The 23,668-nt window shown below is 55.9% G+C and carries 20 protein-coding genes; 10 read left to right on the forward strand and 10 right to left on the reverse strand.

Going from position 1 to position 23,668, the window contains the following annotated elements:
- Window positions 1–25: 25 nt before the first annotated feature.
- A complete protein-coding gene (locus tag AABZ39_13495) occupies window positions 26–2,104 on the reverse strand; it encodes a beta-galactosidase (protein MEK6795790.1) in 2,079 nt (692 codons plus the stop codon).
- 83 nt (window positions 2,105–2,187) lie between these two features.
- Window positions 2,188–3,060 (reverse strand): AraC family transcriptional regulator, encoded by an 873-nt coding sequence (locus AABZ39_13500; GenBank protein MEK6795791.1) that lies wholly within the window; start codon window positions 3,058–3,060, stop codon window positions 2,188–2,190.
- A 218-nt stretch (window positions 3,061–3,278) separates the two neighbouring features.
- On the opposite strand from AABZ39_13500, the gene ileS reads away from it, so the two are divergent.
- Window positions 3,279–6,044 carry an isoleucine--tRNA ligase gene (gene ileS / locus AABZ39_13505; protein MEK6795792.1) on the forward strand — a complete coding sequence of 922 codons (2,766 nt, stop codon included), beginning with the start codon at window positions 3,279–3,281 and terminating at the stop codon, window positions 6,042–6,044.
- A gap of 117 nt (window positions 6,045–6,161) precedes the next feature.
- Window positions 6,162–6,575, forward strand: coding sequence for a DUF1801 domain-containing protein (locus AABZ39_13510; GenBank protein ID MEK6795793.1), 414 nt, complete (start codon window positions 6,162–6,164; stop codon window positions 6,573–6,575).
- 292 nt (window positions 6,576–6,867) lie between these two features.
- On the opposite strand, the gene AABZ39_13515 is transcribed toward AABZ39_13510, so the two are convergent.
- Window positions 6,868–9,789, reverse strand: coding sequence for a hypothetical protein (locus AABZ39_13515; protein MEK6795794.1), 2,922 nt, complete (start codon window positions 9,787–9,789; stop codon window positions 6,868–6,870).
- Between the two features lie 93 nt (window positions 9,790–9,882).
- Here AABZ39_13515 and AABZ39_13520 point away from each other — a divergent pair, with 93 nt between their 5' ends.
- On the forward strand, window positions 9,883–10,752 hold the full coding sequence (locus AABZ39_13520; protein MEK6795795.1) for an AraC family transcriptional regulator: 870 nt from the start codon (window positions 9,883–9,885) through the stop codon (window positions 10,750–10,752).
- Window positions 10,753–10,786: 34 nt separating this feature from the next.
- Window positions 10,787–12,022 carry an OmpA family protein gene (locus AABZ39_13525; GenBank protein MEK6795796.1) on the forward strand — a complete coding sequence of 412 codons (1,236 nt, stop codon included), beginning with the start codon at window positions 10,787–10,789 and terminating at the stop codon, window positions 12,020–12,022.
- Between the two features lie 11 nt (window positions 12,023–12,033).
- Here AABZ39_13525 and trxA read toward each other — a convergent pair whose 3' ends face one another.
- The 3 genes from trxA to AABZ39_13540 form a co-directional block, all read right to left on the reverse strand.
- Window positions 12,034–12,405 carry a thioredoxin gene (trxA, locus tag AABZ39_13530; GenBank protein MEK6795797.1) on the reverse strand — a complete coding sequence of 124 codons (372 nt, stop codon included), beginning with the start codon at window positions 12,403–12,405 and terminating at the stop codon, window positions 12,034–12,036.
- 14 nt (window positions 12,406–12,419) lie between these two features.
- Window positions 12,420–12,878 (reverse strand): thioredoxin family protein, encoded by a 459-nt coding sequence (locus AABZ39_13535; protein MEK6795798.1) that lies wholly within the window; start codon window positions 12,876–12,878, stop codon window positions 12,420–12,422.
- Between the two features lie 209 nt (window positions 12,879–13,087).
- A complete protein-coding gene (locus AABZ39_13540; GenBank protein ID MEK6795799.1) occupies window positions 13,088–14,626 on the reverse strand; it encodes a sulfatase-like hydrolase/transferase in 1,539 nt (512 codons plus the stop codon).
- Between the two features lie 119 nt (window positions 14,627–14,745).
- On the opposite strand from AABZ39_13540, the gene AABZ39_13545 reads away from it, so the two are divergent.
- Window positions 14,746–15,504 carry an AraC family transcriptional regulator gene (locus tag AABZ39_13545; GenBank protein MEK6795800.1) on the forward strand — a complete coding sequence of 253 codons (759 nt, stop codon included), beginning with the start codon at window positions 14,746–14,748 and terminating at the stop codon, window positions 15,502–15,504.
- A gap of 5 nt (window positions 15,505–15,509) precedes the next feature.
- On the opposite strand, the gene AABZ39_13550 is transcribed toward AABZ39_13545, so the two are convergent.
- Window positions 15,510–15,992 carry a hypothetical protein gene (locus AABZ39_13550; protein MEK6795801.1) on the reverse strand — a complete coding sequence of 161 codons (483 nt, stop codon included), beginning with the start codon at window positions 15,990–15,992 and terminating at the stop codon, window positions 15,510–15,512.
- Window positions 15,993–16,163: 171 nt separating this feature from the next.
- On the opposite strand from AABZ39_13550, the gene topA reads away from it, so the two are divergent.
- Window positions 16,164–18,374 carry a type I DNA topoisomerase gene (gene topA / locus AABZ39_13555; protein ID MEK6795802.1) on the forward strand — a complete coding sequence of 737 codons (2,211 nt, stop codon included), beginning with the start codon at window positions 16,164–16,166 and terminating at the stop codon, window positions 18,372–18,374.
- Here topA and AABZ39_13560 read toward each other — a convergent pair.
- Window positions 18,369–19,205 carry an AraC family transcriptional regulator gene (locus AABZ39_13560; protein MEK6795803.1) on the reverse strand — a complete coding sequence of 279 codons (837 nt, stop codon included), beginning with the start codon at window positions 19,203–19,205 and terminating at the stop codon, window positions 18,369–18,371. The two genes, topA and AABZ39_13560, sit on opposite strands and share 6 nt — an antisense overlap.
- 61 nt (window positions 19,206–19,266) lie before the next feature.
- Here AABZ39_13560 and AABZ39_13565 point away from each other — a divergent pair, with 61 nt between their 5' ends.
- Window positions 19,267–20,493: a hypothetical protein gene (locus tag AABZ39_13565; GenBank protein ID MEK6795804.1), complete on the forward strand. Its 1,227-nt coding sequence runs from the start codon at window positions 19,267–19,269 to the stop codon at window positions 20,491–20,493.
- Window positions 20,457–22,223 (forward strand): hypothetical protein, encoded by a 1,767-nt coding sequence (locus AABZ39_13570; protein ID MEK6795805.1) that lies wholly within the window; start codon window positions 20,457–20,459, stop codon window positions 22,221–22,223. Before AABZ39_13565 ends, AABZ39_13570 begins: the two co-directional genes overlap by 37 nt.
- 86 nt (window positions 22,224–22,309) lie before the next feature.
- On the opposite strand, the gene AABZ39_13575 is transcribed toward AABZ39_13570, so the two are convergent.
- Both AABZ39_13575 and AABZ39_13580 read right to left on the reverse strand, forming a co-directional pair.
- Window positions 22,310–22,573 (reverse strand): TfoX/Sxy family protein, encoded by a 264-nt coding sequence (locus AABZ39_13575; protein ID MEK6795806.1) that lies wholly within the window; start codon window positions 22,571–22,573, stop codon window positions 22,310–22,312.
- A gap of 6 nt (window positions 22,574–22,579) precedes the next feature.
- A complete protein-coding gene (locus AABZ39_13580) occupies window positions 22,580–22,723 on the reverse strand; it encodes a hypothetical protein (protein MEK6795807.1) in 144 nt (47 codons plus the stop codon).
- A 71-nt stretch (window positions 22,724–22,794) separates the two neighbouring features.
- Between AABZ39_13580 and AABZ39_13585 the strand changes: the two genes are divergently transcribed.
- Window positions 22,795–23,199, forward strand: a complete 405-nt coding sequence (locus AABZ39_13585) for a PrsW family glutamic-type intramembrane protease (GenBank protein MEK6795808.1) — start codon at window positions 22,795–22,797, stop codon at window positions 23,197–23,199.
- On the forward strand, window positions 23,196–23,668 hold a 473-nt coding region (locus AABZ39_13590; protein MEK6795809.1), incomplete at its 3' end, for a response regulator. The genes AABZ39_13585 and AABZ39_13590, both read left to right, overlap by 4 nt.

Below are 23,668 nucleotides of genomic sequence, written 5' to 3' on the forward strand. Positions count from 1 at the left end.
GCCGGTCTTTCTAGGGACTCTTCGTTCAATGAATATACACCGCGGAATCAAATGGGGCAATCTCGATAAGCCCTCTTCGCTTCCGATCGCCGCCCGCTGGTGAACATACGTCAGCCCCCTCCGGCAGCCGTGCACGCTGCCGCTTCGCGGTGCGATTGAATACGAACGTCATCGTACGCTCGCCGCCGGTCAAGTCCCGCGTATACACACCGTTCCTGGCGGATCGTCCGGATGCGATCCCGTATCCGGAGAGTATACGCATGAGCATTACGGCATGCGGCGAAGCGTTCGTATCGCCGGCCGGTCTGTCGCCGAGCCAGTCGATGAATGATGCCCCGAACGCCGTACCGATGATGGTGTTCTGTCCCGATACACCCGCCGATCGTCCGTCGCACCAGGAAGCGAACGATCTCCCATGCTTCGGGATAAGCGAGCTTACAAAACCGTACGCGGGAACACGGACGCCGTGAGCGTTCATGCATGCGCCCCCTTTTTCAGCACGCACTCGTTCGACTATTTCTGCGCCGAACAGCTTCTTGCAGCGGTCCGACGGCCAATTGGAATGAAGCCAGGTGTTCTTCTGTCTGAGCCCGACGCCCTCCTCGGCGATGATATGCCCGCCGCGCGCGGAAAACGCTTCAAGCGCGGCGAGTGTTCTTTCGGAAGCCATGTACATCTGCGGTAGATAGAGGACGTTCACGCCAGCGGACTTTTCCGCAAGCGATCGGCTGTCGATGAAACGAGGTACATAGCCCATCTCCCGGAGCAGCGCGTATATCCCCATGAGCGACTTTTTATACAGGTACGGATATCCGCCGCACAGTTCGAACGACCAGAACCCGCGCGGTCCGGCATTATTGCCGGTATTCTCGATGCGGCTTATCATATCGCTGTCAAGATCGTAGACGATGCCGATGGGGTCATCGACGACATTCGCCCGCATGAGAAGATCGCCGTGCTTTTTTATGACACTTGAAATGTGCGCACACTCATGGGTAATGCCGCGAAAGCTTCCATCGATGTTCACGAGGCCGGAAAGATCATCCTCATTGCCGAGCCGCTCCGAGCGGTACTGCCAATACAAGAGCCCCTTGCTCCCGCCCGCTAATGCCGACAAGACCTTGAACCGGTAGTCTTCTATTGAACAGGGCTTGCCCCAATTGCGCCAATCGGGATACAGTTCATACGCCCAGAAATACGGCGATACCGAACGCATCCAATCGCACAGCATGAACGGTATCGCCTGCGATCGCACGGACCCGACGGAATACACCGTGTATGACATGCCGTAGAAATCGACGGCTGCCGAGTTCTGAACGTCATCGGAGCCCTGCGCCACATCCTGTACGACACTGCAGGCTCCGACATGCGACATTATCGGATGTCCGCTGTCCGCCGACTTCACCGCGGCGTACATGAACGACAGACGTGCGGCTACCGCGGAAAGCGACCAGGTGCGCCACAGGAAAAGTTCCGCATAATCGTACGCCATCCCCGGAGGATCGATGGTGTCGAACGAGCCCCAGCATTTACCGAACGTGTCATTGAGCGATTCTATCGTCCCGTAGCGCTTCGTAAGCCATGCACGATACGCGCTGCGTGAATGCTCGCAGCTGCATTCACCGATGGGGCGACTCACCGGTTCGTTCCAGATGTTCCAGAAAAGGAGGTTTTTCCTGCTCTTATACCGTTCTGCAAAAACGCGGACGAACCGTTCTGCGAACCGGATCACGTCAGGATTATCGAAACAGGGCCACCAGCCGCCGACATAGTATGCGCCGTGCGCCCCGGGGGAGAGCGGTATGCCGTCAAGGCCGATGCGTGTGCCGCCGTAATTTTTGAATATATAATCCGGCGCCGTTTCCATGAGGAATTTCACGATGACGGAATGTCCGTTCTTCTCGGCAAGGTCAAAAAGTTCGTCAACATCATCAAAGCGGTATTGACCTTCGGTGCGCTCATTCCACCGCCACTGTATGCGTATCTGGAACGCATCGAGACCAGCGGCTTTCATCCCGTCCATATCAGTCGACCATTCCGACGGGAGCGGCGTCGGAGCGCGGTAGTACTGCGTGCCGTAAATGAATCGTGACAGTCCAGCCATGGGAGCTCCTAACGATCGCATACGGTCAAATATAGCCGAACCAGTTCCGAAGACGATATACGATCCCGCTATTTGTTTGTTCGTTACCGCTTTCGTGATTTTTGCTGTGCTCTGCCGGCCCAGACGGTGGGTGAACACTGTGCGTATTGTTTGAATTTCCTTGATAAGTGGAACACGCTGCTGAATCCGAGCGCGTGCGCCGCTTCGGATACGCTCAGACCGGATACGCCGATGAGACGCTTCGCCTCTTCGATCCGTACGCTCATCGCATACTTGAGCGGCGACGCACCGACATGCTCCTTGAAAAGGTGGCCGAGATAATCGGGTGATACTGCACAGGCGTCGGCTATCTCATCGAGCCGTATCGTCCGCGAACGGTTCTCTGCGGCATATTCACGCGCGGCTTCGACGATAGCGAGCTGGCGCATCGTCCCTTCCGTGCTGTCAATGGCCTTTACGGCTCTACGTATATGCCAGATAAGCGCCAGTATCTCGGCATCGATGATATCCTTCGCGCCCGGCTTATCTTCCTGCGCTTCCTTTGCGATACACGCGAACAGCTCTGCGATCTTTGCAGGAGTACTCGGGATGAACTGCTTTTTTACAGGCAGCCCGGATACGAGCGGTTCACCGCTGCCGGAGACACCTCTGCTGTCGAATTTCATATAGTGGAACGAGAGCGGCGTACGTATGCTTCGTTCGGCATGCGTCTGCCCTGTCATGACAAAATACATGCCTCCGGCATTCACCGGATATTCTTCACCGTCGATGGAAACAAGAGCGGAACCCTCGATCGCGAGGAAGCATTCATTGCATCGATGCATGTGCGCCGGATACGACCATGCGCTGCGATGACGCATTTTTCCGATATGAATGAAACGGGGAACGAGCATGCGTGATGCATTACTACGGGCCGTACGGTAAAAATGATCGCTGGTGTCTGCGCGGTATTTCATGTTCTATGCGGGGTGTCTTGCTGTCATGTATGCAAGTATATTCCTGCAAGCAGAAACCGTCAATCCCGGAGGAGTAACGTTATCCATTATTTTCGTGTCCTTCGTTATTTTCGCAGTTCGATCTTCATTTTTGGGTGGTCGGGGATGAGGTTGAAAAAAACACCTGTCACGCGTATAATCATACCGCTTTTCCACACTGACACGAAGAAGGTTATCCCATGGCCGGCGATTACAGCAGCACGATAAATCTCCCGGATACGAAATTCCCTATGAAGGCGAACCTCGCCCAGCGTGAGCCCGAGATCCTCGCTGAGTGGCAGAAAAGCGGCATCTATCAGGCCATGCGCGATGCCCGCAAAGGCAAGCCGAAATTCATACTCCACGACGGTCCTCCATACGCCAACAGCGACATACACATGGGCACCGCACTCAATAAAATATTGAAGGATGTGATAGTCCGCTACAAGAATCTCCGCGGTTTCGACACGCCGTTCGTCCCCGGCTGGGACTGCCATGGTCTTCCGATAGAACATCATGTGGTGAAGAAGCTCAAAGAAAAGAACAAGACCGTCCCGCAGGAAGTACTGCGCAAGATGTGCCGCGAATATGCGGAGAAATATGTCGCCATACAGCGCAAGCAGTTCGAGCGGCTCCTGTGCATCGGCGATTGGGAGAAGCCCTATCTCACGATGAGCCATGAATATGAAGCGGCTATCGTCGATGCGTTCGCCCGCCTTGTCGACACGGGCTATGTGTACAAGGGGCTTAAGCCCATACATTGGTGTCCGGACTGCGAAACGGCGCTCGCCGAAGCGGAAGTGGAATATGCCGATCATTCCTCTCCGTCGGTGTACGTGAAATTCCCGATGACGAAGCCGGTGAACGATAAGACCAAGGATGCGCCGAATTATGTCCTCATATGGACGACAACGCCGTGGACGCTTCCCGCAAATACCGCCTGCGCGTTCAACACGAACTTCGAATACGTGGCGGCAAAATTCGAGGGCGCATGGTGCGTGCTCGCCAAAGGTCTTCTCGAGACCGTGCTCGCAAAAAAGGAGATCGATAAAGCATCGGTGCCGACGGTCGATCTTTCCGTCAAAGAGATAGAATCGCTTTCGATCCGCCATCCGTTCATAGACCGCGCATCGGCCGTTGTCTTCGCCGACTATGTTACGCTCGATACCGGTACCGGCATAGTGCATACTGCGCCCGGCCATGGACAGGAAGATTATCAGACCGGCCTCATGTACGGGCTCCCCGTGCTCTCGCCTGTAGACAGACAGGGAAAATTCACCGACGAATTCCCCGAGATGAAAGGCGTTCTGGTGTGGGATGCGAACCAAAAGGTCATCGATATTCTCACGTCCAAAGGGATACTGTACTTTACGGAAAAGATATCGCACTCGTATCCGCATTGCTGGCGATGCAAGTCGCCGCTCATATTCCGCGCCACCGAGCAATGGTTCATGAAGATAGATCACGAGGGGCTCCGCGAAAAAACGCTTGCCACGCTTGACGGCATAACATGGTATCCGAAATGGGGCAATGTGCGCATGGGCAATATGCTTTCCGGCCGTCCGGACTGGTGTCTCTCGCGTCAGCGCGCCTGGGGCGTACCGATACCGGCTATGTACTGCACGAAATGCGGAAAGACGCTCCTGACGAGAGAAACCGCATTGCATGTAGCCGCCATCGTCAAACAAAAAGGCGTCGATGTGTGGTTCAGCGCACCGGTCAGCGAGCTTCTCCCTGCCGGGACGAAATGCGAATGCGGCGGTACCGATTTTCAGAAAGAGAACGACATACTCGATGTGTGGTTCGATTCCGGCGTTTCCAGTTTCGCCGTCCTCGAGAAGCACCCCGATCTCTCCGTGCCTGCCGATGTGTACATAGAAGGGAACGACCAATACCGCGGCTGGTTCCAGGCATCGATATGGCCGTCGATGGCGCTTCGCGGTGAGCCGCCGTATCGCACGCTCATCACGAGCGGCTGGATGCTCGATGAAACGGGCAAGCCCATGCATAAGAGCGCGGGGAATGCCGTCGCCCCCGACGAAGTAACGAAGGTATACGGCGCGGATATACTGCGTCTGTGGGTGATGAGCGAGGATTTCAAGGAAGATCTCCGTCTCGGCAAGAATCTTCTCGATAAGACCGCCGACGCATACCGGAAGATAAGGAATACGTTCCGCTATCTCCTCGGCAATCTCAACGATTTCGATACGGCCAGGGACGCGATGCCGGTCAGGGAATTGACCGAGGTCGATCGGCTGGAGCTTTCACGGCTTCATTCGTTCGTCAAGGATGTGACGGAAAAACTCGACACGTACGAATTCCATGTCTATTTCCAGCGGCTCGTTAATTACTGCAACACCGAGCTTTCGAGCACGTACTTCGACATACTCAAAGACCGCTTGTACTGCGACGGAAAGAGATCGGCGACACGCCGAAGCGCACAGACGGTGCTCTTTGCGATACTGGAGGCGCTCGTGCGCATCTGCGCCCCGGTGCTTCCGTTCACCGCCGAAGAGATATACCGCTCATACCGGAAGACCGATACGCCGGTGCAGCTTACCACGTGGGTGGATGCGGACGAAAAGCTCATCGATGCGGCGCTCGAGAAGAAATGGGATGCCGTGTTCGAACTGAGAAGCGAGGCGCTCAAGGCGCTTGAACTTGCGCGCGAGAAAGGTGTTGTCGGTAAATCGCTCGAGGGAGAGCTTTTCGTGCACCCGAAACATCCGGAGACGAAGGATGCGCTGGCTGCAGTTAAGGACGCGCTCAATGAAGTGTTCATCGTGAGCGCGGTCACCCTTGTCGACACGCACGATGCATCATATCACGAAGGCGAGAACACGTTCATGCTCGTCAAGGAAAGTACCAAGCCCAAATGCCCGCGCTGCTGGGGCAGGCGTGACGATGTCGGGAAGAACGCGAAGCATCCTGAGCTCTGTGCGCGCTGCGCGGATGCCATAGGATAACGGACACTGCCGGAATATTCATTTGCCGCAGTCGCGTAGATTCGTACATTATCGATAGCATGATGCATTCGCTTGGCGGTGGTGTCCCCGCGTACAACAGGTGATGAGGAGGCTGTCATGGGAACGAAAAAAGCAGTGCGGAGCGATCCTGTCATCGCGTATTCGAAGAGGCAACCGGCGGAATTCAAGAAGATATGCGAGATGCTCAGAGCGGAGATCGAGAAACAGTTCAAACGCTCGATGATATTCTATGCAAATCCGGCCTGGTTCATCGATGACAACCCCGTTGTGGGCTACAATGTCGGCAAGACGTACGTTAATCTGCTTTTCTGGAGCGGGCAGTCCCTGCCGGAACCGGGGCTCACACCCGCAGGAAAATTCAAGGCGGCACAGATCAAATATACAGCGGCCGACGAGGTGGATACGAAGAAGCTCCGCGTATGGCTGACACAGGCGAAGCGTTTCGTGTGGGATTATGCGCGTATACGGGAAAGAAAAGGGCGGCTCACGAAATATATCTGGAAGAAATGACCGCATCGCCCGCTGCAGGTGCGTTGGATGTAATTACTGCATGGGCAGAAATATAGCGTGGATTGAATTCGATTCGAGACACGCTCTTCTTTTCACGAAACGTGCAGCAGGAAATAAACATAGAAGACATCTCGCAAAGCCGTAAAGACCGCAAAGGAAATATCAACGTAATCCCCCGCCGTCCGCTTGTAAGACGCCATTGAGTAACATCTATCCCGTCAAATTACTTCATCTCACTCCAAGAATTTTGTCGACTCCCCTTTCCCCTTTTGAAGGGGAAAGGGGTCGGGGGTTAGGGGTTATTTTTCTTTATGAAATATATATTACGCAGAAGTATCCCCTGCGGCGGATTCTTTCCCCCGTACTGGAATAGCACCTCTCTTACCTCAGCCGGCCCCGTGAACTCGCCGTGCGTCATGCGCTGCCATGTCGACGCATCGCCGTCTATGGGCATCATAAGCCTCGCCTGATTCTTCTGCTTCGTATCGGTCACGGCGGTTATCTGCACCCCCGGCGGCGGAAGCGGTTTCCCGAATTCGTCGACGCCGGTAAAGTTTATCTCATAGACCATGCGCCATACGCCGTCGGGAAGCTGAAGACCGCGGCCGTTTTTACCCCGGATATTCACGCCGCCCCATTGATTTTTTCCGTCTGACGGCACGGTTATAACGCACGGGTCCTCAGTGCCGACTGACGCCGTGAGCGTTCCGACATTGAACGCGACCGCCTCAAAGCCGACAAGCGAAGGTCCCGCGATGACGGGGTCGCCCGGAAAGGGGTCGGGTATCGATGCCGTATTCCCCTTGGGCTTTTCTTCGAGCGATGCAAGATATGCATTGTTCTTCATAATGAGCTGTGCGGTACGTTCGCGTACCGAGACATCGGTGATCACGCCGCCTCCCCATGCGCGCTTCTTCGCGCTCACGAGAATGAGCACACGCTCCTGCGCGGGAAGCGTGAGCGTAATGCCTGAGGCGAGATCTTCTGCCGACCAGGTATCGCCCGCCGATATATAGCGGTCACCGCTTACGCCGTCGCATACATGCCATGCCCGGTTCCCCACGCGCATTTTGAGCGCTGCGGTCTTCGATACCGCGCCCCAATTGATGATGCAGGCAAGAATGGCATCGCCCCGATCGATGACATCGATGGTTACACCCGTATCGATCACATTGCCGTCGAATACCGCGAAGGAGCGTTTTACACCGGCAGTTTTGAGGAGCGCGGCATACGCCCCCGCGAGCGTATTATCCCCGCTTGAGAACATCGGCGTGTAAACTTTTCCTTTGCCGATAGTATGCGCGTACACCGCAGTACCGCCGCTGGTCCAGGTTGCGAACGCCTCCGCTTTCGGCGCGCGTGCTGAAACGGCATGCGCATATCTCCCGGTGAACACAGCGTCGGCGAGTCCGTCCGGGAATACAACGCTGTCGACACCCGAAGCCTTCTCGAACGCAAGCCCGGTGATCTCGGATGGATCAAGAGGCCTGCCGTATTCATTCATCGTGAACGCATTGGGTGATGCGATGATAACGCCGCCGTTCCCGGCATACGACAGGAGCATGCGGCGCACGGACGCCGGGGCGAATTCTGCCGCTGGACAGATGACAACGCGGTAGCGCGCGAGCTCTTCTGCCTTCGTCATCTCCGCAATAATGAAATCGAACGGCATCTGCATGCGCCGAAGCGATTCATACGCGGATGCATATGCTTCATATTCGCGTCCTTTGAGCTGCCATGTCTGATGATCGATGACAAGCACGCCGACGTCGGCCTTCACGCGCGTTGACGGGAGCACGATGTCCGCAAGACGGTCCATCTCCTCGCGGAAGCGTTTCAATCCAAGGAGCGCCTCCGGGGGGTAATTGTATGGATTGAGGAGATATGCTTCCTTGTATCCCGCACTCTGCGCCGATTTTTTCGCTTCTTCGTACGTTTTCCATTCCCAGCCGCGATGCCCCCAGGTATAGACGATGCTCCCGGAATGTCCCGCGAACGCCTGATGCCAGAGCGTCGTTTCGAAATCGTGCTCCCATGACGGCACGCGGACGCCGTTCACATAGCGGCAGGTGCGCATCTCGAAATCGACCACGGGGCGGCCTTTCGCATAGGCGCGTGCGAGTGCGGCGCCGGTGAACATTGTCCTGTTGCCGACGCCGAAGCCCGCTTCCATCATGTCCTTGCCGTCAAAGCTCTTCTTGCTCCCTATTGAAAAATGGATGCCCGTGTATTCAACACCGATGACATCGAGGAAATCGCTCCACGTATAGTTGTACGCGGTGTTGTATGCCATTACCGGCACCTGATGCATGGGCTGCAGCGAGAAATATTTCGGTACCGGGCGCTTATCCGCAGAAAGGACCGTGTTCTTGAACTCGCGAAGATAGCCGGCAAGGAGCTCGGACTGAAAATACATCCAGTCATACCACAGGCCGCGGTCATTGTCTTGCACGCTCTCCACGGACGCCGCGGCGGCATCGAACGACGCATGGGATGTTCCCCAGGCCTTGTTCGCAGCATCGATGATGCTGTGCTTCTTTTTCAGGTATGACACAAAAAGCGTGATGTTTTCCGGCGAGAAGCTGTTATAGAACGGCTCATTGACGAGCTCGTAGAGGAACGGCTTCGCACCATTATCGATGACGAATTTCGTGGCGTCATGGAACATCGTCTTGTAGAGCTCCATGCTTTTGGGATAGCTCGGATCGAGCGGAAAGAAATCGCACCACCATTTACTTTTCTGGAAATGATCTGCCGGGAGATTCTTCCGTGCCCGTGCGCCAAAGCCCAAATGGAGTCCCATATCCGAGTATTCGAGCATGACCGGCATATCGCTCATGCGTCCGATGACGTTCTTCGCCACCCGTTCCGCGCTGCCGAAATAATCCTCAACGCCCCGTTCGGTGAATTTGGTCAGCATCGACGGATAATGCTTTTTCATGATGAAATAGCTCATGAAGTTGATCGGGTGCCAGGTGTTGAAGCCGAGGTCTTCGCACATCGTCTTGTCGATGACCTCGGCATAACGGCGATCGCTCGACCATGCCCCGCGGCGGTCGTACTGCGTGTCCTCCTCCCAGTACATGAAGGGTCCCGTGTAAAAAACGGGTCTGCCGTCCTGGTAGAACGTACCGTTCGAGATGACGATGGCGCTTTCGGATGCGAGCGGTATGGCGATGAACACGACAAGGAGAATTGCGCGGTTCAATTTCATGGCGTGACACTCCGGCATCGTTGCGTTACGGCTTTCGCGAAGGGCGCATACGGTGTATAATAATCGATAATCGCATAAAATGGAATGGAAACAATGCGCATACAATTGGACAAAAGAAGCATCGAGACCATCGAGGGTTTCCGCATGTCCACGATGCTCGATCTCCCGCTCGTGGTCCACTGCTTCGGCTCATCGCGCTGGTATGCACCGTTTTCCGTGAGCAATGACCGGTACGATGCGTTCAGTATAGAATACGTTACTGCCGGGGAGGGTGAGCTTACCGCTGACGGAAAGCGATACCCCCTCAGACCCGGCGATGTATTTCTCCTCCATCGCGGGGGGACGCATGCATACCGTGCGCTCGGGGATGCCGCGTTCCGCAAGATCTGGATGCGTCTTTCGGGACCGCTCGCGGAATACCTCATCAAGATACACGGTCTTTCGGATGTGCATCATGTTCCCGCGTGTATGCACATGAAGGATATCTTTACCCGCATGCGATCGTTCGGTGTCCGCGCGCATCACACGAACGCCCCCGGGCGGTATATCGCCGACGGCTTTTCGCTCATCCTGCATGAGATGCTTCTTATGCTCGCGGCGCGTCTCGATGTTCGCACCGTATCGTTCTCCGCCGATGTCGTACGCATGAAGAATTATCTCGATGCGATGATTGAAAAGGATGTCCGCCTCGCTGATGTGGCGTCGCGGGCGGGCAAATCCGCATCGCAGACGATACGGAAATTCAAGCGCGAGCTCGGCACCACGCCGTATCAGTATCTCCTCAGCCGGAAAATGGAATTGGCGGAATATCTCCTCGCCAATACCGGCATGAACGTCCGCGAGGTGGCGCGTGAGACCGGCTTTGCCGACGAGCAGTATTTCTCCCGTGCGTTCAAGGCGCGAACGCGCCGTCGCCCGAGCGAAGTGAAAAGCCGACGTATTGAACATACGCCCGGCGTGTGATACTATAGGAGCCATCGAACGCGGAGGTATATCCATGAAATTATTCATCGCCCTGTACACGATAGCGATCGTCGCCGGAACGCCTGCATACACCCAGCTGTCCGGGAACATCATCGAGAGGAAGGCCGCCGCACGCGGTATGCTCGTTGATGTGAAGAACGCCATGAAGCGCAAGGATTATGAGAAGGCGCGGGCCTACATCATCAAGGCCTACGAGGTCATGCCCAATGACAGCGAGATAAAAAAGAATTATTTTCTCCTCGCCGCACCGGTCATGCGCATTGAGACGGAATCCGAGATATTCTACTATAGCAAAACGAAGGAATGCCCCCTTTCCGTACGCGTCGTCGATGCCGGGGCGGGAACGCAATGGGTGAAGTCGTTCAAGCTCGAGATAGCGGATGAGAACGGGCAGACGATACGTACGATCATCACGAACAGCGCTCCGGATAAAATATCATGGAACGGCATGAACGACAACGGCACGCGCGTTGCGGACGGACAGTATATCCTGCGGGCGTTCATCACCGGTGAGCTCGGGTTCAGCGTGCCGGTCACCGAGAACCGCATACTTGCGCTCGGGAAAGAGCTTGCCGTCGCCATCGCCATCAAGGAAACGCTTTTTCCGGCGGGGAAGACCACTGTCGCGATACAGACGTTCTACCCTGACCGCTCACGTATGGCATCGTGGACACTCTCTGTCGTCAATAACAGCGGCAGGGTCGTGCGATCGATGAAAGGAGCCAACGGGCTTCCTTCGGTGATAACCTGGGACGGCCGCGATGATAACGGCGATGTCGTTCCCGGCGGCGATATATTTTCGGTATCGCTTATCGGTATGGACAACGGCAAAAAGCAGGAGAGCAATCGCGATACGATAGAGTCCGAGATAGAGATCATCACGGTCGGTGACACACTCACGTTCAAGATGTCCACGCTTCAGTTCGATGTCGGCAAAGCCGCGGTGCAGCCGAAGTCCTTCATACTCCTCGACCGTGTCGCCGCTATTCTAAAGAAATACAGTTGGTACAGCGTGCTCATCGAAGGGCATACGGATGATGTGGGGGCGGATGATAAGAATATGACGCTCTCAAAGGAACGCGCTGAAGCGGTGCGCGATTATCTCCTGAAGAAACATTCATTATCGGCGGGCCGTTTCACCGTAAGCGGTATGGGAAAGACGAAGCCAGTGGTGCCGAACACGAGCGAGGCGAACCGGGCGAAGAACCGGCGTGTGGAGTTCATACTTACCGAGACGAAGGAAAAATAGGACCGGGACTCTTACGACGCGACTGCAACGCCGAGCACTTCCTGGATAATGCGCTTCAGTTCCGCCTTCGGGAGGGCGCCGGCGGCCATCTGCGGCTTACCGTCCATCGGTATGAACAATATGCTCGGTATGCTCTGAATGCCGAACATGCCGGCAAGCTGTTGCTCCGCCTCGGTATCGATCTTGTATATATCGACCTTGCCTTCGAATTCCTTTGAAAGCTCCTCAAGCACCGGCGCCACCATTTTGCAGGGACCGCACCAGTCCGCGTAGAAATCGATGACGGCCGGGCGTGTGCCCTTGAATTTCCATTCGGCGTTCTCGCCGTCTATGCCGCATTCGCAGACCTTTTCCTTGAACGTGTCGAGTGTGAGATGTTCCATTGTCGGCTCCTTCTTTATTTCGCTTTTCCTGAAAGTATATCCGTAAGATGATCGATGTACGCGTCAGCGCCGCCCTGCCGGTAGCCGGTCGTCGCTTTCAATCCGCCGTTGGGCGTAAGCAGCACCACGGTTGGGAAACCCTGTACGCCGTATTTCTCCGCAAGTTCACGGTTCTGTTTCACAAGGGCATCGCTTTGCTTTTTGCCCCGCGGGAAATCGACCACAACGCAGATGAGGTTCTTCTCCGCATACTGCTCGAATTCCCTGGTCGCAAACACTTCATCCCGCAGACGGAAGCACCACGGGCACCAGTCTGAACCGGTGAAATTCAAGAGAAGATGCTTTGACGACTTTTTTGCGTCCGCAAGCGCTTTGCTCATATCGGTTTCCCATCGCGCCGTGGCAGCTGAGACAGCAAATGCTATCGACGCCATGATGGTTAATGCGAATAATGGTCTTCGGAAATCAATCATGTTGCTCTCCTTAAATGATCGACATAGATCATACGATCACATATTATAACATACAAATACTATGCCAACAAATGAATTGAAATTTGATAAGATATCGATATGAGAGTGTTAAGCGGAAGGGATCGATTAATATCTTAACGTAAAGTTGTGTTTTACAATTTAATGCGAGATTAAATGATCATCATGCGATGACTGTCGCTTATTGCAGGCTATGCACCCCATACGCGCGGCATCCACATCGGCTCTTTCTTCATCTCCGCATGGACCAGTTTCAGGAGCAGCTCTTTCTTGAGCTCCTGCGATGATGCGTCATCCCAGAGATTGCGCGCTTCGCCGGGGTCTTTCTCGAGATCGAAAAGCTCTCCATAGGGGCGATCGCAGTACACGGTTATCTTATAGCGCGTATCGACGCGTGTTTTCACGTGTATCGTCGTCGGCTGATGATGGTTCTCCACGATGATATGATCGCGTGCGGACGGTGATGAACCGTTCCACACCGCTTTCTGGCTGACGCCTGTCATGGTGCGCGGGGCGTCGATACCGGCGTAATCGAGGAAGGTTTGCGGAAGATCGACAAGGGACTGCATGGCATCGCTTTTCCTTCCCGCGGGAACGACGGACGGATAGCGCACGATGAACGGTATCTTTATCATGTCTTCATAATGGAATGGCCCCTTGGCAATGAGCCCATGATGACCGAAGAAGTGCCCGTGATCGGTGGTGAAAACGACGAGCGTGTCCTTCTCAAGCCCGAGCGCTTTGAGCTTTGCGAGTATATCGCCGATGCATGTGTCGGTAAAGCTCATCATGCCATAGTAGAGCGCGATGTCGCGCGCGAGTTTCTCATCATCATGCAGATGCGATTGGAAGCCATGCATGCCGTTGCCGTCCTTCTCCTGCCACGGCTTGAAGTCAGGCCTCTCTGTCTGCGTGAGCTTGAAATGCGGCGGATTCGCGTCATGCTCGCCCGCATGCGCTTTCGGCACGGTCAATTTTTTCGGATCATACATCGATGCCCAGGGTTCGGGAACTATATATGGCGGATGCGGATCGGGAAAGCTCGCCCAGAGAAAGAACGGCTCATCGTTCTTGGCATGCTCGGCAAGACGCGCATTCGTCCGCTCGGCGATAAAATTATTGTAGTGATACTCCTCCGGGAGCGTCCATGATCCGCGGCCGGGAGCATCGCCCGGGCGAAGATGCGTGTTCTTCTGCGGCTTACCGTATTCCTGGAAATAGTCACGCCAGTTCGTAAGCCCCTTCTCTTCCATCCACAGGCCATAATGCTGTCCGGCATGCATCTCATCGGTGTGATTTCGCAGAAGCTCGATATGCTCAAAGCCGTAGAACGGCCCGGTGAAATTGCGCCAGAATGCAAGGTCCTGCTGGAGGGGATTGGACTCTATCGACGGATACGCGCCGGTAGTAAGGAGCTGCTGGAAATGCGCCTTGCCGATAAGTGAGGTGCGATACCCCGCTTTCTGGAAGTCATCGCCGACGGTGTGCGCATTATCCGGGAGTTTCGTCCCGAGCGACCATGCCCCGTGCTGGCTCGGGTACTGGCCGGTTATCATCGAGGCGCGCGTGGGAGTGCAGGTCGGGTTCGGGCAATAGGCGCGGGTGAACATCACGCCTTCTGCGGCGAGCGAATCGAGCACAGGAGTCCGTATCTCGGGGTTGAGGCAGCCGAGCGTATTCCAGTGCTGCTGGTCCGTGGTGATAAGAAGGATGTTCGGACGTTTTGCCATGGGGAGCTCCCGTATCGATGTCGTCTATACCATACACCGCGAAGGGCCGATGGTCAATGTATGCAAGTGTCGGCATTGTACGAAATTGACAGCATTCGCCGGCGCGATATACTCGGCACATGAGAATACTAAGCGTCGGATTCCATGAGACCTATCACGCCATGCCCGTGCATCAGGACCGTGCTGCCGAACTCCATTACATCATCGAGGGGGAAGCCGATTTTGAATGCGCGGGCAAACGCACACAGGTAAAGCCGGGGCATTTCTTCGCTGTCTTCCCGAATGAATCCCATCGTATCATCCCCGCCGGAAAAGAGCCGTATGTGCGGCAGTATATCATTGCAGCAGAGCTCGGCGATGAGCTGGCCCGTGATCTCAGAACGGCAATGCGTTCCCGCCGCTACTTCTTCATCGGCACGAACCGCCGCTATTTCTTCGAGGACATCCGGCGCAAGTGGCGCGCGAACCGCCATCTCGCCTTGTCCGCAGTATGTGCCCTCTCATCGCTTATTCACGACTGCCTCGGCGGGATATCCGCATCCATGGATGATACGCTCGAACATGCGCTTGCCTGTCTCCAGACATCGGTATACGGTTCGATATCGCTTGCCGAGATAGCCCGACGCATCGGTGTTCCGCGGGAACGGGCGATACGCCTTTTCAAGGAGCGCACCGGCATGCCGCCGCTCAAATATTTCTCGCTCATAAAAGTGGAGACCGCTGCGGGGATGCTTGCGGGCACAGGGCGTTCGCTTGAGGACATCGCCGAAGCGCTGTCATTCACCGACACCGCACATTTCAGCCGTGTGTTCAAGCGGTATAAGGGTGTGACGCCCGGTGCATACCGGTCACGCCTGACACAGGATCGATATGCGTGACAGCATCAGCGCAATGATCTCGCCGCGGCCTTGAACGCGTCGAATTGCGCCCGATAATTATTGGATGCATATACGAACGTTCGTTCCGAAGCGAGTACCCCGTTCGTATAGAGAAAATATCCTACGCCGTTCTCAGGCACGCCGAAGGGAAGCGCCGCTTTCCCATCGAAGTCGAGGTAGCAGGCATTGCTCGGCTCGCTCGTGCGAAGCGAACCCGTTATAAGCCCGTGCACGAAGAACGGTGCCCGTGATATATCGACCAGGCGGATGACGGTACTGCCGCGGCAGGCGGCGATACACTCCCGTTCCTGCGGCAGTGAGCTGTCTGATGCCTCGCGGCTGCGGTAGACAAGCATGGCGACGGAAGAACGCATGAAAGGTGCGGTCGATAGAGGACGGTCGAATTGATCCTTGATGGAAATGACCGGGAGCGCCCTCGGGGCGCCGAATATTGCCGCAGCGAACAAAAAAACGAGCGCGTATCGCATGGATGACCTCTGGTTCGGAGTATACGTATAGGGCATCAGTCGTCAATAGCGTGGGATCGTGGCGGTAGTTGACATAATAATGAAAGTAGTGTACTAATCATCTATCCGCGCATTACCGTGCGGATTTTTTGTATCCTAATATGGAAGATTTCTGAAAAAGGCAAGGCATGCATGGCTGAAGCGGCAGAAGGTACTACCGACAAGGTAGTGAAGAAGAAGCGAACGAGGATCACGGAGAAGAAGAAGCTTGTCATAGTCGAGTCGCCGGCGAAGGCGAAGACGATAAACCGCTATCTGGGCAACGACTATTTTGTGACCTCATCCATGGGGCATTTGATCGATCTCCCGAAATCCCGCATGGCCGTTGATTTCAACAACAATTTCGAACCGGAATACATAACGATTCGAGGACGGGCGAAGGTGCTCAATGCGCTCAAGAAGCAGGCAAAGAACGCTTCGGTGATCCTCCTCGCATCCGACGATGACAGGGAGGGGGAATCGATAGCCTGGCATATCAGCAATGAGATGAAAAAGGTTGCCGCCGACGTTCCCATCCAGCGCATCGTGTTCGAGGAGATCACGAAGGACGCGCTCATCGAAGCGGTCAATCATCCGCGCGCGATCGATGTCAACAAAGTGAATGCACAGAAGGCGCGGCGCGTGCTCGATCGTGTCGTCGGCTATAACTTAAGCCCGCTCCTCTGGGAGAAAGTGAAAAAGGGGCTTTCCGCCGGGCGCGTGCAGTCCGTGGCGCTGCGTCTCGTCGTCGAACGCGAGAACGAGATACTTGAATTCAATCCCGTGGAATATTGGTCCATCGATGCTGAAGTGAAGCATAAGACGAAAGCGTTCACCATTGCCATGACGAAGTTCAACGGCGAGAAGCCCGACCTTAAGGATAAGGCATCCGTGGACGCGGTCATCGCATCGATCAACGGCAAGGAATTTACCGTCGCGGATATCGATGTGAAGGAGAAATTCAGGAATCCGCTCCCGCCGTATACCACGAGCAAACTGCAGCAGGCGGCATCCACCGCGCTCGGCTACAATGCGCCGAAGACCATGCAGATAGCACAGATGCTCTATGAGGGGGTCGAGATCGACGGGCAGCCGTTCGGTCTTATCACCTATATGAGAACGGATTCGACGCGTGTGTCGGAATACGCGCAGGGGCAGACGCGAGAATTCATCACAAAGGAATACGGCCCGGAATACGTGCCTGAGAAGCCGCCGGTGTACGCGGTGAAGAAAAACGCGCAGGACGCGCACGAGGCGATACGCCCGACCGACGTCAACTTCACGCCGGAGAAGATAAAGCAGCATCTCTCGCGCGATCTTTTCCGTCTCTACAAGCTCATCTGGGAACGCTTCGTGTCGTCGCAGATGCCCCCGGCGCGCTTTGAGGCGAAGCGGGTGACGATACGCTCCGGCGACGCGGAGTTCACCGCGTCATCATCGAAACCGCTTTTTGACGGATATCTCAAGCCGCTTTCCATCGATGAGGAGGCGGAAGAGGGGAGCAAGATCCCGCATCTATCGGTCGGCGAGATTCTGGCGCTTGAACGCATGCTCCCCGAACAGCATTTCACCGCGCCCCCGCCGCGCTTTACCGATGCGACGCTCGTGAAGATACTCGAAGAATCCGGCATCGGACGCCCGTCCACCTATGCCCCGACGATCAAGACGATCATCGGACGCCATTATGTCGTACGCAAGGGGAAGCAGCTCGTGCCCACCGAGATAGGCAAGCTCGTCAATGAGCTTATCACCGAGAATTTCCCGAAGCTTGTTGACGCAGCGTTCACCGCGAACATGGAGCTTGCGCTCGATAAGGTGGAGGATGCATCCACCGAATGGCATGCCGTGCTGAGCGATTTCTACCCCGAGTTCATGCAGACGCTGGCCACCGCAACGGAAACGATAAAGAACATGAAGAATTTCTTCGATCAGGCGACCGAGTTCGTCTGCGAGAAATGCGGCAAGCCCATGATAAAGCGCCTCGGGCGCTACGGCTATTTCCTCGCCTGCAGCGGATTCCCCGACTGCCGCAACGCGAAGAGCATACCGCTCGGCAAATGCCCGAAATGCGCGGGTGTCATCACGCTCAAGCGTTCGAAGCGCGGACGGGAATTCTACGGCTGTTCGAAATATCCCACCTGCGATTTCGTCACCTGGGACCGCCCCTCCGGCAAGGATTGCCCGAAATGTACGTCCATGCTCGTACAGAAGAACATTCGCGCCAAGGGCATGACGCTCGCCTGCATCAATGCGGAATGCGATTACACCGAAGCGGTCGATGAGAACGGGGAATCGTTCCCTGCCGATAAGGCCGTTGCGGGCATCCCCGACGCTGCGGATAAGACCGATACACCCGTATCATGAGAAGCGCTTGAACGCCTCCGGCGGCCGCCCCTCATAGCGCTTGAAGAGCCTGCTGAAATACAGCTCATCCTCGTATCCCACGGCGCGCGATGCCTCGCGAACCGTGGCGCCCGCATAGAGCATGTCTTTCGCACGCGCGATGCGCGCGGTCAGGCAGTATTTTTTCGGTGTCATACCGACCGTTTTCTTGAAGAGCGCCGCCGTGTACCGCGGGCCGAACGGCGAACGCGCGAGCGCCGTTTCGACGACGTTCGTCCCGGCGATGTCCTTATCGATGATGGAAAGCATTTCGACGATGAATGAGTGTTCGCCGCCCGTCGAGGCATCGGCGACCGATGCGTCCGAAAAATAATCGGACAGTATCGCAAGGAAAAGTCCGTAGCGTTTCAGCGCATCGCTCCCCGAGCGTTTCAGGGCGATATAGGATTCAACGGCCGCTTTCGTTTCGGCCCAGCGCGAGAAGCGCACGAGCACGCTGCAATCGATGAGCGAAAAGAGATCGATAGTGCCGAAAAGCTTTATTTCGAAATGCTGTGCGAAGACACGGAAATGCTTCCGTGCGGTATGGACCGCCGTAAGGTTGAGACCCTTGCGCATGAGAAAAGCCATGCCCTCGCTAAGGAGGTGCTCTTTGCCGTTGACGATACAGAGCGCTTCGCCCTCAAAGCAGATGAAGAGGTCATAATCGGCAAAGAGCTGGTCATCGATGGACCAGTGCGGTGTTACCGTATCGAAGTAGAACCAATCCGCCGCTTCGATGCGCAGTGTCTCGGGGCGTATCGTATCGATGATGCGTTTCTTTTCGTCCATGCCGTTTTGCATTTTGTCCATGTCCGTTCCGACGGGGATGGCGATAGTATATACCGTATCCGAAAATGATAAAGGACGGACCATGAGTGATAAGGATATCCTCCGAGGACTTGCACAGCGCTACCGGGACATCTCTGCAATGCCGGTGCAGCAGGAACGCCGCGACCTCTGGCGGCGGCACAATTCGCTCAAGGAGACGCGTCCGCTCATCTATGTGCGAGAGGGTACCGCATGGAACGAGATACCGGAGATAACGGGACTTACCTGTGCCGACCCGCTGTTCCAGAGGCACGAGCGCTTCTTCCGCGCCATGCTTTTCCAGGAGACCATCGGCGATGATTATATATTCGAACCATATGTCGTCGTGCAGGCATCGTATGTACTCCCCGGGAACGGCGTGTGGGGGCTTACAACGCATGTCGAACAGAGCGACAGCGATGAAGGCGGCAGGAATTTCTATCACAATGCACCCATCAAGGACCATGCCGATGCAGGGCGGATGACCGTGCCGGTGCATCGCATCGACGAACGGAGAACGGCAGATGATCTTGAGCGCATTTCCGACGCGATAGGCGATATCATTCCCGTCGTACTTTCGCGCGCGCCGGTATGGCGGCACTGGAACGCCGATATCTCGACCGAGCTTACCAAGCTCCGCGGCATGGAAGCGCTCATGATGGACATGTATGACGATCCTGCGTGGCTTCACGGTGTGCTCGGTTTCATGCGCGACGGCATACTCAAGGCGCAGGATGAGGCTGAGCGCGCCGGCGACTGGCATCTCTATGATAATAATAATCAGGCGATGAGCTATGCGGAGGGATTGCCCGATCCTTCGGCAAACGCGCAATCGGTGCCGCGCGCAAAGCTCTGGGCGCATGTTGCCGCGCAGGAATTGACGCTCATCTCTCCCGCCATGCATGATGAATTCATGCTCCGGTATCAGCTGCCCATTATGGAGAAATTCGGTCTTGTCGCATACGGCTGCTGCGAGGACCTTACACAGAAGATCGATATCCTCCGTACGGTGAAGAACCTTCGCCGCATCGCGGTCGCGCCGCGTGCGAACGTGCGCGTTTGTGCGGAAGCGATCGGCAGGGACTACGTGTTCTCCTGGCGCCCGAACCCCGCGGAAATGGTGTGCTGCGGGTATGACGAAGCGAAGGTGAAGCGCATCGTGAAAAAAGCGCTTGCCGATGCGAAGGGGTGCCACATCGACATTACGCTCAAGGACATTCAGACCGTCGAGCGCGATCCGACGCGTCTTGCACGATGGGTCAATGCGGTACGGGAGGTCATTGCCGCCTGAAACGTCGCTTTTTTCGGCGCAAAAATGTCTTTTTTCTCCAAGACCATCCCCGTCCGCATAACTACCTTTGCACTACACGCATCGGCAGGGACAGTATTAAAATAGATGCTTCGATCATCGACTATATCGCATCGCGGGAGAAGGATTTCGACACATCGTGGTCGCTTCCCGGCATGCCGTTCAAAAGCCCTGGGTATCATTCGAAAGTACCCGATGGTGCGTATGCGCATCCGACGCGCGATGCGCTCATGTATGCGTATCTGCTCCTCGCAAGCGGCGTTCCCTCATATCGCACCCGTGCGGTGAAGGTCGTTCGCGCGGTGCTCGCCCTTCAGGATACCGATCCGACATCGAAGACCTACGGGATATGGCCGTGGCTCGCCGAGGAGCCGCTTACGAAGATGTCGCCGCCGGATTGGAACTGGGCGGATTTCATCGGTGCGGCGCTCCTTATGATATATCACGATCACCGCACGCGTCTGCCGAAAGCGCTCGTTTCGGGTATGCGAGCAAGCATTACGCATGCGGCATATTCGATATTCCGACGGAACATCCGGTCCGATTATACGAATATCGCGATAATGGGCGCGGGGGTGACGCTTGCTGCCGGCGAGATGTTCGATCTGCCGGATATGTTCGCGTATGGGAAAAAGCGTCTGCGTGATCTTATCTCGCATACGGAGCATCACGGCGGGTTCAATGAGTATAACAGTCCGACATACACCATCGTTGCCGTTGAAGAGCTCAACCGCATTCGCCATCTCGTCAAGGACGCTTCGATACGCGCCTTGGTGCGAACGCTCCACCTGCATGCATGGACGATGATCGCGGAACATTGGCACCCCGCAACGATGCAGTGGAGCGGTCCGCACAGCCGCGCCTATGCCGATACGCTTTCTCCGGAGACGCTCGATCTCCTTGCGCGATCGGGGGCGATATCGTTTACACCATCGCGGACGATCCCGCCGCGGGTGGTGCCGTGTTACCCGCTGCCTGCAGTGCTGAAGGAACGCTTCGCATCGCTCCCGAAAAAGGAATTCTCGATACGTCGGCGTTTCATCCGGCATGATGATGACAGCCGCTCGGTGTACGGCACAACGTGGTTCTCTCCCGAGGCGACGATCGGTTCATCCAATCACGACTTCTGTTGGACGCAGCGGCGCACGCTTATCGGATACTGGAAGAACGGCGATGGTGTCGCAGTACTCCGCCTGCGCTTCCTGCATAACGGCCGGGATTTCTCGACGGGGCATATCGTGAGCACGCAACACGACAACCGCATACTGAGCATTGCAGGCGTATTCCGCAACAACGGCGATTTCCATCCGTCACTGGACAAGCCGGCGAACAATATTTTCCGGGCAAGCGATCTGAGGCTTCGTTTCGAATTGACCGCCGACGGCGCAGAAGCAGGGGCTGTCGGCAGCGTGTTCTCACTTTCAGCCGGCATGCACAAAGCCCGGATCCATACATCCGCCGGGAAATTCCATGGTGCGGGGGTATCGTGGACGGCGAACGGGATGAATGCGATAGACTGTATACTTTACAGCGGCACAGAAAAGGAATTCCTGTTCACTGCAGAGGAAGAGTATTATATTCCCCTTGGCGTTGAGCTTACGCCGAGCGATGCTCCAGCGACAGATGTCCCCGTGTCGGCGGAATGTGCGGATGGGATATGCCGCGCAGCATGGGACGGCCTTGCCGCAGAGGCTTCGATACGGCCGTATTAGTGCAGCTTTCTTTTCGGCGCCTTTACGGCCTTTCTTGGCAGCCCCGACGCATATGCAAAGGCGCGCTTCACGTATTTCGAGAGTTCTCAGGCATCGGCGGTGATCGTTTCCGACAGGGCCACGTGTTCTTTCATCACCCGTTCCTTCATCGGCTCGAACGGCCTGGCATCCCCGGCATCCATGAGGGCAGAGCGCTCCTGCTCGGAGAGCCGTACGAAGAGCCTCGCACCGTGCACGCCGGCGAACATGCTGCCGTTCACGAACGAGGCCGGGCAGCCGAACATCTTCTTATTATCGCAATTGATGCCGCGTACCGCTTCCGCGAAAACGCGGGATCGGTCTTCTTCCATTCCATCCTATTGCTGTTTCTGGCAGTTCGTACACACTTTCGCGCCGTCATCGCGTCTGGTCACGCAGTCGGTGCATATCGCATGGCCGCAGATGTCGCATTCTTCGGCGATGATATCCTCGATGTCCTTGCTGCAGATGGGGCATTTCATACCAGGTTTCTCCTCACGTGTGCTCACGGAATTATACGCGGTGAAGACGAAATGTCAAATCCGGCATCCGCATCCTTTACAAATACACCTCTTCTGTATACAATGTCGCCGGTCTCGGTTTTGCCTGTGTGGAGAATATCATGTATGTGATGAACCATGGGATGTCTACGGCGCTCATTCGGGCGTTCACTGCCGTTCCGATGCATGCCCTTGTGCCCGGCATCATGGGGTATTTCATAGGCCGCTCGAATACGATGCGAGGCGCCCCTGTGATCGGGATCTCTGCGGGATTGTTCATCGCGATGGCACTGCATGGGCTTTACGACTTCATCCTGTTCCATTATGCGGGCCGTTCGGTCGAGGATGGCGGACCCATCGCGTACTCGATAATCCCGCTCGTTATCATACTCTGGTTCGTCCTGCGCTGGCTCATGCGCCGGCATGTGGCGGACGATCGTGCGTCGGGGCGTGCATGAAAGTGTTCGTCATTGAACAGCGGCGCGAGACGCTTGAGCGCATCGTGCGTCTCCTCAAGGACATGCGCCATGAGGTGACGACGTTCACGGACGGGCGTGAGGGTGCGGAAAGCGTTACGACGCTCAAGCCCGACCTCATACTCATCGATGCGGATATCAATCAGGGGCTCGGGCTCAAGATCGCGGAACGCCTGAAACGCGAAGAATCGACGATGCTCATCCCCGTCATCCTCCTGACCACGCCCTATAAATCGAAGGAATTCATCGAGGGGGCAATGGCGGCACGCATCGACGGTTTCCTTTTTCTCCCGTTCGACGAGATGGATTTCCATACCAAGGTGCACGTCGGCATGCGGCTTAAGGCGTATGCCGATGAAACGGTCGCGCAGAAGGATACTTTGAGCGAGCTTTCCGACACCATAGCCGAGCGCGATGAGGAATTGCGCGCCAAGGACGATCATATCGCGGA

The organism is Spirochaetota bacterium (assembly GCA_038043445.1).
Taxonomy (GTDB): Bacteria; Spirochaetota; Brachyspiria; order Brachyspirales; family JACRPF01; genus JBBTBY01.